This window comes from Nostoc sp., from assembly GCF_036917355.1.
Taxonomy (GTDB): domain Bacteria; phylum Cyanobacteriota; class Cyanobacteriia; order Cyanobacteriales; family Nostocaceae; genus Nostoc.
Window position 1 is genome coordinate 1 of sequence record NZ_JBALDP010000059.1, and the last position, 13,352, is coordinate 13,352.

General features: G+C 41.1%; 12 protein-coding genes and 2 pseudogenes. 7 read left to right on the top strand and 7 right to left on the bottom strand.

Annotation, left to right across the window (positions count from 1 at the left end; genetic code table 11):
* Positions 1-539: 539 nt before the first annotated feature.
* Positions 540-1,294, bottom strand: a pseudogene (locus V7K53_RS16990) (IS1 family transposase).
* A 122-nt stretch (positions 1,295-1,416) separates the two neighbouring features.
* Here V7K53_RS16990 and V7K53_RS16995 point away from each other — a divergent pair.
* Positions 1,417-1,873, top strand: a pseudogene (locus tag V7K53_RS16995) (hypothetical protein); the annotation flags it as partial.
* Here V7K53_RS16995 and V7K53_RS17000 read toward each other — a convergent pair.
* Complete coding sequence (locus V7K53_RS17000; RefSeq protein ID WP_335198663.1) at positions 1,870-2,652, bottom strand: peptidylprolyl isomerase; 783 nt, start codon at positions 2,650-2,652, stop codon at positions 1,870-1,872. The pseudogene V7K53_RS16995 and the gene V7K53_RS17000 sit on opposite strands and share 4 nt — an antisense overlap.
* Positions 2,653-3,290: 638 nt before the next feature.
* Complete coding sequence (locus V7K53_RS17005; RefSeq protein WP_099100046.1) at positions 3,291-3,665, bottom strand: c-type cytochrome; 375 nt, start codon at positions 3,663-3,665, stop codon at positions 3,291-3,293.
* Between the two features lie 209 nt (positions 3,666-3,874).
* Between V7K53_RS17005 and petG the strand changes: the two genes are divergently transcribed.
* Positions 3,875-3,988: a cytochrome b6-f complex subunit V gene (gene petG / locus V7K53_RS17010; protein WP_063721252.1), complete on the top strand. Its 114-nt coding sequence runs from the start codon at positions 3,875-3,877 to the stop codon at positions 3,986-3,988.
* Positions 3,989-4,126: 138 nt separating this feature from the next.
* Here the strand turns inward: petG and rsmD are convergent, their stop codons facing one another.
* Positions 4,127-4,672, bottom strand: coding sequence for a 16S rRNA (guanine(966)-N(2))-methyltransferase RsmD (gene rsmD, locus V7K53_RS17015; RefSeq protein ID WP_335198664.1), 546 nt, complete (start codon positions 4,670-4,672; stop codon positions 4,127-4,129).
* Positions 4,673-4,756: 84 nt separating this feature from the next.
* A complete protein-coding gene (gene hisH / locus V7K53_RS17020) occupies positions 4,757-5,392 on the bottom strand; it encodes an imidazole glycerol phosphate synthase subunit HisH (RefSeq protein WP_322693612.1) in 636 nt (211 codons plus the stop codon).
* Positions 5,393-5,450: 58 nt separating this feature from the next.
* On the opposite strand from hisH, the gene V7K53_RS17025 reads away from it, so the two are divergent.
* The 3 genes from V7K53_RS17025 to V7K53_RS17035 all read left to right on the top strand — a co-directional run bounded on the left by V7K53_RS17025 (position 5,451) and on the right by V7K53_RS17035 (position 7,998).
* Positions 5,451-5,972, top strand: a complete 522-nt coding sequence (locus V7K53_RS17025) for a pyroglutamyl-peptidase I family protein (RefSeq protein ID WP_335198666.1) — start codon at positions 5,451-5,453, stop codon at positions 5,970-5,972.
* A 31-nt stretch (positions 5,973-6,003) separates the two neighbouring features.
* A complete protein-coding gene (locus tag V7K53_RS17030; protein ID WP_335198667.1) occupies positions 6,004-7,395 on the top strand; it encodes a DUF3370 domain-containing protein in 1,392 nt (463 codons plus the stop codon).
* A gap of 165 nt (positions 7,396-7,560) precedes the next feature.
* Complete coding sequence (locus tag V7K53_RS17035; RefSeq protein ID WP_335198668.1) at positions 7,561-7,998, top strand: response regulator; 438 nt, start codon at positions 7,561-7,563, stop codon at positions 7,996-7,998.
* Positions 7,999-8,149: 151 nt separating this feature from the next.
* Here the strand turns inward: V7K53_RS17035 and V7K53_RS17040 are convergent, their stop codons facing one another.
* Positions 8,150-9,484, bottom strand: coding sequence for a hypothetical protein (locus V7K53_RS17040; RefSeq protein ID WP_335198669.1), 1,335 nt, complete (start codon positions 9,482-9,484; stop codon positions 8,150-8,152).
* A gap of 508 nt (positions 9,485-9,992) precedes the next feature.
* Between V7K53_RS17040 and V7K53_RS17050 the strand changes: the two genes are divergently transcribed.
* Together V7K53_RS17050 and V7K53_RS17055 are read left to right on the top strand one after the other, a co-directional pair.
* The gene (locus V7K53_RS17050) at positions 9,993-10,178 is read left to right on the top strand and encodes a hypothetical protein (protein ID WP_094352500.1); all 186 of its coding nucleotides are present in this window, start codon (positions 9,993-9,995) and stop codon (positions 10,176-10,178) included.
* Positions 10,179-10,238: 60 nt separating this feature from the next.
* Entirely contained in the window at positions 10,239-10,850 is a 612-nt protein-coding gene (locus V7K53_RS17055; RefSeq protein ID WP_335198670.1) for a LexA family protein, read from the top strand.
* 25 nt (positions 10,851-10,875) lie between these two features.
* Here the strand turns inward: V7K53_RS17055 and V7K53_RS17060 are convergent, their stop codons facing one another.
* Positions 10,876-13,179, bottom strand: a complete 2,304-nt coding sequence (locus V7K53_RS17060) for a transglutaminase TgpA family protein (protein WP_335198690.1) — start codon at positions 13,177-13,179, stop codon at positions 10,876-10,878.
* Positions 13,180-13,352: the final 173 nt, after the last annotated feature.

The following is a 13,352-nucleotide window of genomic DNA, read 5'->3' on the forward strand; positions in this document are numbered from 1 at the left end:
TAGTTTAGGGGTTGCCCTACGCAAAAATAGCTCGATGCCAGGTCTCATAATTCATACAAAAAGCCCCATCCTTTCAAAGCTTGGGGCTTTTTGTTTATCTTGAATTGCGCTACTAATGCTACACAACCCAGATTCTGCAGGTGTGCTCGTAAAATGCTGTATTTTTAAAAATGACCTAAATGCTGCATTTTAGAAGCATGACAGCATCACCATTAGATATAAGAGTACAAGATATTGACCACTGCGGCATAGTCGCAGGCATATGTGACGAAATTGAACATGGTATTTCACAAATATCAAACCTCTCTGATGAAAGATTATGCATATTACAATTCTTTCCTAGTGCTTGTCGTCGCTACTATTTATTAGTTTGATTGTCATTTTACTCAAGCTTTCCTTTTATCAACTTTTTTGAGTTACTTACTCTAATTCCAGTAGCTCTACTTTTTTATGCAGTATTTTTCTACTGGTTCATTTTTTAACACACTCTGGCTTAATTTTTTACTTTTCATCCCGGCGTTGCTGAATCCAAATATGAATCATGCGATTGCCTCAAGGTTGCGGGCGCTATGCGCCCGCAACCGCACAGAACCATTCTTGAGATAATATATTACTAATCTAATTGATAGTTTCAGCATTTCTACGGTTTTAGAATAACAAAATGTTTTTTGATGTAACCTAGCAATATAATGTCGAAAACGACTGTTTTCTCCTTCTACCCGTGTCATATATATATTACTAACAAGGCGATCGCCTGAATCAACAAAACATGGATAAACTTTATAACCATCTGTGACGTAAAAATAAGACTCCCAACACTTGATTCTCTGCCACAAAAGTTAAAATGTTTCTGAACTTCTGTCTCCTAATACCCAAGCTATAACTCCTGGAACACTGTGATTGACGACTGTCCACAACCAAACTTTGTTTTTTTCGATCCCACAGAAGTTTCGAGTTCATCTATTTCTCTTACTTCTGGTATCTCTTCTATTTTCGGTTGTTCTGGTAGGATGTTAGCTACCTCTTTCACCCAATTTATAACCGTAGTATGATAGCGAAGCGTTAGCGAGTCCGCGAGCGTCTGTACTTTTTTGACCCTTTCAATTGCGCGAAAACCAGAACCATTAACGTACATTTCTAGGCATTCACGCTTAATATCTTCAGAATATCCTTTTGGTTCATAAGATTCGAGAAATTGACGCTTACCTTACATTGAACACAAATGTAATGCAAGCTTACTACGTTGCCTACCGTTCTTATGGGTATGAATTGATGCACACTTAGGACATTGCATAGCGATCGCTCTAATTCATATTTCTATTCTGCAACGCCTCCATCCCTCCAGTTTTAGTCTTGAATCAAAAACTAGCTCCAAAATTCCTTGCCATTTCTTTTGTGACAGTTCCGGGTGCGGAATGGATGTTGCTCACTACGGAAGTTGTCGCAGATATCCAAATGGCCTCTACGATTTTACGTTGGTATTGTTACCATTGGCGAGTAGAAAAATATCACAAAGTTTTAAAATCAGGTTCAAGTAGAACAATACAGACTTGCTGCTGATGGGATCAAGACTTTACTTGGTTTTTTAAGTGTAATTGCTGTTGAATTGTTGCAGTTGACTTATTTACACCGCACTCAGCCAACCACCGATGCAATTGTTATCCTCAATCCTCTTCAGCTTCGCATTTTAAAAGCTAAATCACCCAAACTACCTTAGACATTAACAGTTAGTTGTGCTGTGCAAGCGATCGCTCGTTTAGGAGGCTACTTAGAACATCGGCATAAAACTCCTATTAGTATCCAGGTACTGTGGCGAGGCTGGTTAAAATTGCACGACCTCTGTGAGGGTTGGCAGCTCGCAAAAGAGACTTAACGGGAAAAGTCAGATCGTGTATCCCCCTCCGTTTGTGGTGCAGACATGATTTGCTTTTGCTGTTCTTGTAGCCAGTTTTCAAAGAGTTCATTCAACAGGCGCATTTTCATAAATTCATCCAGTTGTGCTGGAATAAATTTTTCTAAACGCAAAATCACAAACCATTCAGCGATACGGGTAGGGGGCAATATCTGAGCTGGTTGACTGCTAGAGAGCATTTGTACCATTATCGGATGTAGTGCATTCAGTTCAATCGGGCCTACTAAGCCACCTGTTTGGGCTTCCGGCCCGAGTGAGTATTCCCGCGCCAAATCAGCAAAAGAGTTTTCTTTTGCCTGAATTCTGAAGTATAGTTCTTGGGCAATTCCCACATCTTGGGTTCGTAGTAGTGAATAAATTACTTTGTCCAGTTTTGCCTTGGACTGAAAAAAGTAAGATTCCAGTTTATTGCCCCAAGTGGCTTGCTTGAATTTTTCAATTTTCAGCTTACGAGTGGTGATAACTTCTAGTTGATCTGGATTCAGCCCTTGATGTGCCATCCAAGCCTGGATATCTTCTTCATTTTTGAACTGTTTTTCGGCGTAAAACTGCTGTTTAGCTTGGGCTACTTCCTCTGGCGTACACTCTATTGCAATCTTGGCGGAGCGCGAGTTTTGCTCTATTGCCTCATCAATGATCAATTCTCGCTGCAACTGTGGCAGCATTTGGTAACTTGCCAGTAAGGAAATCAGTTCACTAGCTGTGATTGTACGATTACCGATTTGGATCGTTTCAGTCATTAGCTTTCGGGCATCTCAAGAATATTTAGTCTGTTAAAGAAGCTATACCGTAGCCCATTTACTAAGAGCTTTTGCCTTAACCTGCCGAGTTAGGTATGCTAACCTCACTTTCACAATAATTAAATAGTTATTTGCTAACCTACTTAAAAATATACAGTTTATATGAGTTTTTATCAAAGATTCTACGCAAATACTAGCAGATGTGAAGATAAAGACAAAAGTAGTTCTCGCCACTACGACTTTAGAAGATGAAGTTTATCAGACGGAGTTTGGCTGTTTTGAGGTTTCTATTATTATGTATTATGCATAGAGGCACAGTGGTATTAGTGTCGCGGTTTTTCTCGCAACCTCAAAAGAGCGTTTGGTATATAAGGGGAGACGCCAAGGAAGTTAGTAAGTCCGCATACCCTTACGAGGAAGCAAACTACGTGCAGCATCTCGCACCTAAGCGTTTGGAATTTTCTTCAAACATGATGTGGCTCCTACATTGCTAAAGCGTCTCTATGAGACACTGCGCGAACGCTATCGAGCATCTAGGGGTCTCTTTAAATCTCGGAGGTTAAAAAAAAAGGCACACTTACTATGCTGCCTTTTCACATCAGGGTATTTATGTATCGTACAACCAAAAATTCTTAGGTCTACAACGACTCTAAATAGTTCAAAAGATCCGCCATTTCTTGAGCACTAGGTTGGAATTTTGGCATTGGTGGTGTTTCGCCACTGATCACTTGGTGAATCAGCCCATACCGAGACTTGTGCTTTGAAACAGCTTGCAAACTGGGCCCCACTCGCCCGTCTGCTTCCAAGCCATGACAACCAGCACAGTTAATTTGGAAGATCGCGTGTCCTTGAACTGGGTTTCCTGTTAGGGATAGAACGCTCTTGACGTATGGATCGGAGGCTTGAACCAACTGAACACCAAAAAAGCCCAAAGGGACTGCTAGCAGTATAGCCAGCGTCAATAAAACGATCCGCTGAATCAAAATTTCAGGTTTGGTAATCTGGTTATCCAAAAGGTTTGCTGTGAAAGTCTAGGTGTGCTAAAAAGTTTTCATTTCCTACACATAGCTTAAAAGTTCTTGATTGTGTCTGCAAGCACAGAAGACTATTTTTTTGTGGACAGTCGCCCTCCAAAAGGCTGTAGGGCGCAGGATTCATACGAAATTTGGTAAAATCAAAAACAGGCAACGAATATTTAATAATTACAAAGAGGAGATTTACAGTGGTTGAACCCCTGCTATCAGGTATTGTCCTTGGTCTAGTTTTCGTCACTCTCGCCGGACTTTTTTACGCTGCATATAAGCAATACAAGCGCCCCAATCAGCTGGGGGGATGAGGGAGTGCTGAGTTTTGAGTGCTGAGTTTTGAGTGGGGGAGATGATGAGGATGAGGAAGATGAGGGGGAATAATAATTGTTTACTTGCTTCCTCTGCTGCCTCATCTCCCCTTGCTCTCTGATATTCTCCCTCTCCTCTCATTCCACATTTTTGTAGAAAGTAAGTGATGTGTTGCCGTAAACTTTCTGGCGGCAAATTTCCCAAGCGGGAATCTCTGGCGGTGTCCAACCTTGTGAGGCGTGTTCAACTGCGATTTCGCCGCTAGGATCTAAAAGTTGATGGTGAGCGATCGCTTCTAATACTGGCTGGTACAATCCACTGGCATAAGGTGGATCGAAGTAGATTCTATCAAACTGCTTACCTGATAAAGTCTTTAACTGCTGGGTAATATCTCCCCGCAATACCCGAAATTCCTGGTCGGCATTAGTTAACTGCTGCCAATTTTGTTGGATGGTGGTACAGGCTCGGCTCGATTGTTCAATTCCCACTACTAGGCTGGCTCCTCTACACAAAGCCTCTGCGCCCATTGAACCAGTACCGGCGCACAAATCTAGCCAGCGACAACCTGCAATTTCTCCCTGCCAAATATTAAAGACTGCCTCTCTTACTCGCGCACTAGTGGGTCTAGTTTCTTTTCCTGGTAAAGTTTTTAGCTGGCGATTACCGTAAATTCTCAAGCTCATTGGTTATTAGTCATTGGTCATTAGTCATTGGTCATTGGTCATTAGTTTTAGACAAAAGACAAAGAACAAATGACAAAAAGAATATTAGGCAGGAATTTTTTCGCGGACTTGAGCAACGAAATTAGACAGGATTTGCAATCCGATATTAGAGGATTTTTCAGGATGAAATTGTACTGCCATCAGGTTTTCATGGGCGATCGCAGCTGTAACGGTTTGAGTACCGTGAGTAATAGTTGCTGCACGGATTAGCGGATCTATTGGGTCAACATAGTAGGAATGGACAAAATATACCCAAGGATCGGACGGTAAATGCTCCCACAAAATACTTTTTGGTTGAGTGATTTCTAGTTGATTCCACCCCATGTGAGGAATAGTGATGTCAGGTTCGGGACGAAACCGCCGCACTTTTCCTTTAATAATTCCTAGTCCTGGTTGAGTACCTTCTGCACTTGATTCAAAGAGAATTTGCAATCCTAAACAAATTCCCAAAAAAGGTTTACCAGATGCGATCGCTTCTTTAATAGGTTGTTCTAAACCACGCGATCGCAGGTGTTGCACTGCTGGATCAAATGCTCCCACTCCCGGTAGGACTATAGCATCTGCCTGCTCTAATTCCTTTGGAGAATAAGTAACATTAGGAGTTGCCCCAGCTTTTTCCAAGCCTTTACAAACTGAGTGCAAATTTCCCATCTCATAATCTACGACCGCAATTACTGGCATTTACCTGCTCCTTGTAAATTTATTATGGAGGGTTTTTCTATTCTAAATAATATTTGTTATGAAGAAAAGAATTCTATTAACTTCTTTTGACACTTGGCTAAAAGATCAACAGTCAAATTCTTCTGATGATTTATTACTTGAAGTTACCAAACTTGAGTTGATACCATATGACTTAACTTTTTTACGCCAGTTACCCGTAGATGTGCAACTTGCCAGTACTCAGGTAATGGAAAAAATCAAGGCAATCCAACCTGATTACATCATCTGTTGTGGCATGGCTGCAAGCCGTACACAATTAAGTGTGGAAGCAGTTGCTAGCTGTGGAGAAAGTATTTTGCAGACAGAAGTTGATTTAGAAAAATTAGTGGTGGGAGCAGCAAAAATTCAGATTAGCCACGACTGCGGGAAATTTGTCTGTGAAGGTCTTTACTATTCAGTGTTGGACTACTTAAGCCAAAATAAACTCACAGCACGTTGTATTTTTGTCCATGTTCCGGTTCTCAATCAAGAAAATTTGATGGAGATTATTGCCGATTTCGTATTAATTATTAACAAACTGGCACTTTCATCGAACTGTTAATGTCTGTATGTTGAAAGAAATATCTAAGTATATGTTGCCATTGTTACTAATTTTCCCGATAGCCCAATCAACTCCTGCTACGCTACCACCTGAAGAAGTTGTACAACCACAAGAAGTACGTCCTTTACCAGGTCAATTGGATACAGTGCCAACCTTTAATAGCAATAGTCCAGAATTGGTTTTGAAAGAAGGGATTTTACTTTCCACCTTTCCACCAGATGGAAAAAAAGTGCCAACAGCGCATCTGAATTTTCCTTTTCGGGGACGATTTGATATTTTTGCCCATCACGTTGCGAAAGCTGAACCACCAGAGAATTTGCGAACACTCTATTTAGGGATAATTTTGCATAACCCTAGTTCGGAAACAGTGAAGGTAAATATTTGGCAGGCGGCGAGTTATTTGAGTCAACCGGATGCTCCATTTATTCAGTTACCATCCTTTAGCCAAAACCTTTTAGGTAAAATTTTTGCCGGGCCAGGCGATCGCGTCATGTCTGATGTGCTTCGGGGAGTGCGACAAGAGATTTTTCCTGTCCAAATTGAGATTCCATCAAAGCAAAGTCGGATGTTACTCAATTTGCCAATTCCTGTGCAAGGATTGACACCACCCTTAAATGGTCGGTCTACATTCATGCGACTGCAAAGTGATGGCACTGTCTATGCAGCTAGCCTAGCGATGTTTGCACGGTTGAATCCTGATGGCAGTGAGCGAAGCCTACGGCAACCCGAAGCGGGAACGCCGACTTTAGAAGAGTGGCGGAATTTACTAGATAATGGCGATCTAGCTGGGCCACGAGATAAAACTCCCACTCCCTTAGAAGAAACTGGCAAGCCAAGAATTTATGGGCGTGTTGCGGGAGTGGTTGGTGGTTCGCGATGGAGAGCTTTATTAGTAGATAAACCTAAAGCTAGATATCTAACTATTCCTCAGCCTGGTCAAGTGTTTTCATACGCTTTGAGTACCCTGCATGGCGGTACATTAGGAACTGGTCAAATTCAAAGTGCGCCTATGCTAGTGCGCTATCCTGACACCGCATATCGCGCTCATGGCAACTATGGAATTCAATATAATCTCAAGTTGCCGTTATACAACAATACTCAAAGTCCTCAAACTGTTAGTGTATCCATACAAACACCACTCAAAGAAGATCGGTTAGTCAAACCAGGGTTACGCTTTCTGAGTACACCCGCTCCTCAAGTATTTTTCCGAGGCACAGTGCGAGTACGTTACAAAAATGACCAAAATCAGCCACAAACTCAGTTTGTGCATTTAGTGCAAAAGAGAGGTCAACCAGGAGAACCGTTAGCTTTATTAAAGATGAAACCAGGCGATCGCTCTTTGGTAGAAGTAGACTTTCTCTATCCACCGGATGCGACACCACCGCAAGTATTAACAGTTTCAACTCAGACTGAACCTCGGTAATGATTCATGGGTAAGGGCTTTTTTCTAATTACCTGTTACCAAAAAAGAATTAGAAGCCTGTTCTAGAGCTTTTCACCCCAAGTTTCTATATTTAGGGTGAATACTTATTTCGCTCCATACATTGCAATAGAAATAGCAGACTATAGCAGGCAATAAAGGGACGGCATGGCAACCGATCAAAAAATGAATCAAGAAACTGAATTAAATTTGCTCCAGCCGCTTGTGGGAACCTTGATTTTACTGGTAGAGGATGAGCCAGATATTGCAGATTTGCTCATCTTCATTTTGGAAGCAGCTGGTGCAGAGGTAATGGCTTTAACCGATGCAGAAGAAGCTCTTGCCTTAGTTGAATCGCTTCATCCCGATATTTTGGTGTGCAACATGAAGTTGCCCGAACATGATGGAAATTGGTTAATTGAGCAAATTCGAGTGCATTCTCGCCAATTTTTAAGACAGTTGCCGGCGATCGCTATCACTTCTTATACACGGGAAGTCTCAAGCTATAAGGCTTTGAATGCTGGTTTTAATCGATTTCTAGTCAAGCTTGAGAGTCCAGAAGAAATTGTAGATGAGATTGTTCACCTGTTATCTACCGATCTTTAAATATAACTAGCTAGCTTCGGTCTCGTTTTCGATGGTGATTTCACACAATATCCTGTGGGAGCGCACAGCTAGCTATACACTCCTAAAAACTACTTTAAAAAAGGAAAACATATAACCCTAAGTAAGTAGGATTATATATTGGATATATTTACTAACCTCGTTGAAAACCCTTGGCTGGCTTTTGTTGTCCCTTACCCTTGGGCTTAGATTTGTTAACTTCTCCTAAAGCTTCCTGAAATAAGTTATGCAAATGTATAGGTACACTGGCAATGTCTGGCAACTCTGGCTCAATAGGTTTGTGGAATTCTTGCAAAAGTGTATCCAAGTCACTTTCAAGCCTAAACTCTGGACGTTGCAAAAATGTTTGCAACACATTTTCTAATTGAGTTGGATACTGTTGCGCTAATCGATGCCAGACAAAAGCATTAATACTTTTATCTTCGAGGTAATAGCGAACTAGTTTTTCTGCTCCTTGAACACTTTGCCAGTCCTCTGCCGATAAGATTGCTTGTACCTTACTATAAGTTGGTAAAAACATTTGTCCCCAACGGGGATGAGAAAGAGCCGTTACCTGTTCTGCTTTCTTGAGTTCAGCAGGTAAATCAACCTTTGGCATCACCATTTTGCTCTTGCTGCTTTTGCTGTTAAACATTTCAGAGACTACGTTGGAATCAGCACCAAATTCTTGTGCTGCGGCTTTTATTTCCTCGTCGCCAATGCCAGCTGCTTCTGCCACTTCAGCCAAAGATTTAGAAGTATCAATTCCTGCGGCTGCAAAGGTTTTCTCAGTAATTACTTCTTGAAATTCCGCTATTTTTTTATTAAGCTCGTATCCAGATAGAGTGATTTCATCAGTACCAAAAAAGTCCACAAACTGCTGATGATATTTTTCTACTGACTGCCAAGCTTCTTCTAGCAAGTCTGGAGCATCGCTGTAAAGATTACTTTTATAGTTTTCTTTGAAATTACCAATTGCTACGGCAAGTTTTGGCTTACCTAATTTACCCATTATTGTGTAGGGGCCAGAAAACATCCAGTAGCTATCGGTAACGGGAGAAATGCGAGTTAGCAAGATTTCTCCGACTTTTAACCGAGATATTGCCTGTAATATTTGAGTATTATTTGGCTTGACGATGTAGCGTTTATCTGTCAACCAGTTCGTCAGTTCAAAGCCATCAGGTAAAATATTAGTAATGGCAAATAAGCCAATAAAAGTTTGATGCCAACTGTTAATCAGGCTGCGATCGCTTTCTGCTAAATCTGGATGGCTTTCGATAAACAACTCTAATGGAGACTTATCACCGACTTTCCCGGCTGTCAAAAAGCTATCGATGGTTAAGTCCTGCTGTGTATTATCACCACTTCCACGGCGTAACTGTTCTGCGGCATAAGTTTCCAGTGCTTGTGCTAGTTCGCCTTCAGCATCAAGGATAAAATCAACTAAGGCTTGTTTTAATTCGTGCGATCGTTCTAATATGACATCCACAAGTTAATCTCTCGGTGCAACAGATGTAGATTATAGCTTTTGAGAGAATTTCAGCATCTAGCAATAGCTAGATTTTTGAAGGTATACACTTAGCAAAATAGGTTTTATCATGCAGGCATACTAAAGACGACATCTTGCACAGCCCGTTTACTCCATACACCTAAAGTACTATTCCTCGACGAACCCACAATTGGACTGGATGTAATTGCTCGTCAGAAATTACGCGACCTCATCCGAGAGTGCAACTGTAGGGGAAGTGCATCTTTTTTTCTGATTCTTGCTTGTACTTGAGAAAGCGCAGAAAGGCCAGAGTCTCTTGTACAAAAAACTCTTGAGAGAATTCATCTAATGAATTTAATTTCTTAGGGTAGGAGTTTTTTGAGAGTTATAAATATCAAGAAAAATGGAAATATAGAAGTTTGATTTACAGACTTTTTTCAAAACCTACTATGCAAAGTTAGTTCGTTTGTACTATTTTTGTATTTGTAGATTTTATTACAGGCATATTATGAAAAGCGATCCTAATCAGAGTAAGGAAACAAATTATAACACTGGGCTGAGTGTTATTTTCTCTGAAAAAGCTCTCATTGCATTGTTGCATATCATACTTGCCTTAGGTATTGCTCATCTACAATTTAGCAGTTCAGCTAATCAAGAACACCCTGCAAAAGTTTTGCAAGACAAACACAATTAGTAAGGTTTTTACTAGGGAAATATGAGAAATTGCGAAAACTTGCACAAAGGATGATTGCTTATGTCTAGAGGCGGTTCCAGAAAAGGTTCAGGTCGTAAATATAAATTTGGGGAGCCACTTGCAGAGATTGGTGTTCCTTCATCAATCAGTAATGACTTGATTGTGGTAATAGAGTACCTCTGGGAAAAGGGAATAAGAGGAAAAGAATTGATAGATGCTCTACGTTCGGCAGAGTTTCGCAAAGTCAGGAAGTATGACTATGCAGTATCAGCAGGCACACACAGCACATCCAGTGTTGGAGGGGATTCAATGAACATCGATTATGAAGAAATTGATCTCTGTGAGGAACTGATCAATGAATCAAATAAAACGGTCATCTTACCTGTAATGGGAGACTCAATGATAGGTATTGGTATATATCCTGGTGATTGGTTAATTGTTGAATTGATTAATCCTCTATATCAAAAGCCTAAGGAGCAAGAGATTGTTATAGTTTCTGTGGATGATGAGACTTTAGTTAAACGTTATAGCAGGGAAAAAGGAGAAGTAGTTTTAGTATCGGAGAATGAGAACCACGAGCCAATCAGACGCTCTGAAGGAGCAATTTATATTTCAGGAATTGTGAAAAGTGCTATTCGTCGCAATTTATCAAAAAGCTTGCCAAATGGATAACCTTTGTACAGGACTTATTGATGAGTTACTTAGCAGCTTTTTTCAAACCTTGCCATCTTTGTCGTAGTTGCTGCAAGTTAGGCGTATGACCGCCATAACGCCAACCAACATAGGCTTGACAAATTTCATCTATTACCTCAGCAGTTGCTAGAGCATGATGCTGGTATGAGACTCTGGCATACTCTAAAGGTGTTTGTGCTGGATGTTTGCCTAAACCTTTTTGGGTTGTCCATTGCAGCATTTGTTGATAAAGGCTTTCCATTGCTGGCAATTTCTTTAACCATCGGCGGTTGCGCCACTCTCGCCACTGACCCCAACTCAGCCAAGCGAAGAAAGCTGCTGTAGTTGACAAGATTAAGCCAGTCAACACACCGAACCAACCTTGGGAAAATAAAGCTAAAAACCAAGCGATCGCTCTAATCACCCACTTAAATATTGTCTCAAATACATTATTCAACAAACCTGTCAGCGGAGAAGGTAGCCAGCCAGCAACCCAATGCCACAATTGGCGCAACACACTAAAAGTCTGAGTGTCTTCAATTGAAGGTGGTATCAGAGGATGATTGGGAATAGGGTCAAAAGCAAACCAACCATATTTCGGAAAATACACTTCCGTCATCGCATAAGCGTCAGTATTACGGACAACATATAGCCCTGTAAATGGATTAAACTCTCCCGCACTAAACCCTGCTACCAACCGCGCTGGGATGCCAATGGAACGCAACATCACCGTGAGAACTGTTGAAAAGTGGTCTGGATAGCCTCCTTTTTGCTTAAACAAAAAAGTTTCTACCAAGTCTTCTTTTTCACTCAAATAAGGTAGTTCTAAGGGATTTTTAGGAACAGAGTAGCGTTGCTTTAAATATTGAGCTAAATAGAGAGCCTTTTCGTAGGGTGAATCCAGGCTTTTAGCAGACTTTGCGACTTTTTCTTGATTATAGTTAGCGAGGATTTCTTCGGTACGTTGCCGGACTTTTTCGGCAATTTCGGGAGGAATTTGGAGATAATGCTTTTTAATTTGTTCTGGATATTTAGTAGAAGCTTCACCTAATTTAGTGCGATCGCGGTATGGTACTTCGGAAATTACTGTGTAAGTAAAGCCTTCTGATAATTCTACAGGCGATCGCAATCCGTCTTCTTTATCAACAGCAATCACTGGTGCTGGAAAGTAAACTTCCTTGGGATAAGTCATCGCCGGAATCAGGTTAGGCAAATCCGACACCACTGTATAAGTTTGTACTACCTCTTGGGTTTTACCAGTAAGAACAGATGGGGAAAGAAAAATTTGGTAAGACCAAGGCGCTCGCCTAACAGTCGTAACATTTTCATTGCGAGAAACTTCCCATCCCTTACCTGTATAGCGATCGAATGCTAATACTCGCCAAAAACCCTCAGCTTGCGATCGCACCCGCATGACAACCTTGGGTTTCATCTCGCCCCGCAGGTTTTGATTCATTTGGCTATTAAAACCGTAATAAAAATTATTATCTACTTTACCTGGTTGACCAGTTTTATTTTGTCCCGTACCACCGCTACCACTGCCTTGATTCTCACCTTTACCTTGGCGGACATAACCGGGATTAATGATACTACGACCTGTGAAATTATTTTTTACTTGAATAGCAGAACTTACAGGAAAATTTCGTAATTGATAACCCGGAAATCTGGGTAAAACAGCAAAAATTGCCAGCCCCAGACCGACAATTATTAAAAAAGTTAAAATTAAAAATTTAAAATTAAGACTTGAGGAATTCTTCTGATTGAATTTTTCCTTTTGAGTTTTTAATGGCTGCAAACCCAAGCGCGAGCGGTAATCTAGTACTAAAGTTGGCAGAGCGATCGCTAAAAATAACAGCAACACAGGTGCAAATGCTAAAGTCTGACTTAGGGTTGCTGCTACACCTAATAAAATCAGTCCGATCACAATCGAATAGCCCAAATTTTTCCGGCGTGGTGTATCAAAACTATGCAGCACCTGGAGTTGAATTAATAACTCTGCCAAACCCAACCGCGTATCATTCAACTCTCCGACTAATCGCCCAAAGAAAGCACCCAGTGCTACTAACATGCCGATGGCGATACAGAATTTAATTGCGATATTGCGATCGCGGCGACGATAATAACTCCAAATTGCACCCACAACACTCATGGGTAACGCCCAAAAACTGAATGAAGTCTCAGCGGCAATATCCGTCGCCACAATTCCCAAAATAACCAACGCTAGCACCAGCACCCGCAATAAAATCGAATCTTCCACTTCAATCAAAGGCGACCCCTGCGGATTTTGCCGCCAGAAATTACCTACAGGGATACGCCAAAACCGATTCATCCTGGATAAGTTAAACATTTGAGTCTAGTAGAAGCAATGATGTAGATGCAACAAACACAATGCAGGGGACGTAATTTGCTACCCTAGCACTGTGTTAAAAAAATGATTGATATCTAAGGGGTAGAGATGGAAATACACGAGAAATGGGTAACGCAGCGAATCGAGAAATAATC

Coding starts and splice junctions, on each gene's coding strand:
- V7K53_RS17000 (WP_335198663.1), bottom strand. CDS start 2,652: ATGACTGAAACGATCCAAATCGGTAATCGTACAATCACAGCTAGTGAA.
- rsmD (WP_335198664.1), bottom strand. CDS start 4,672: ATGAGCTTGAGAATTTACGGTAATCGCCAGCTAAAAACTTTACCAGGA.
- hisH (WP_322693612.1), bottom strand. CDS start 5,392: ATGCCAGTAATTGCGGTCGTAGATTATGAGATGGGAAATTTGCACTCA.
- V7K53_RS17025 (WP_335198666.1), top strand. CDS start 5,451: ATGAAGAAAAGAATTCTATTAACTTCTTTTGACACTTGGCTAAAAGAT.
- V7K53_RS17030 (WP_335198667.1), top strand. CDS start 6,004: ATGTTGCCATTGTTACTAATTTTCCCGATAGCCCAATCAACTCCTGCT.
- V7K53_RS17035 (WP_335198668.1), top strand. CDS start 7,561: ATGGCAACCGATCAAAAAATGAATCAAGAAACTGAATTAAATTTGCTC.
- V7K53_RS17050 (WP_094352500.1), top strand. CDS start 9,993: ATGAAAAGCGATCCTAATCAGAGTAAGGAAACAAATTATAACACTGGG.
- V7K53_RS17055 (WP_335198670.1), top strand. CDS start 10,239: ATGTCTAGAGGCGGTTCCAGAAAAGGTTCAGGTCGTAAATATAAATTT.
- V7K53_RS17060 (WP_335198690.1), bottom strand. CDS start 13,179: ATGAATCGGTTTTGGCGTATCCCTGTAGGTAATTTCTGGCGGCAAAAT.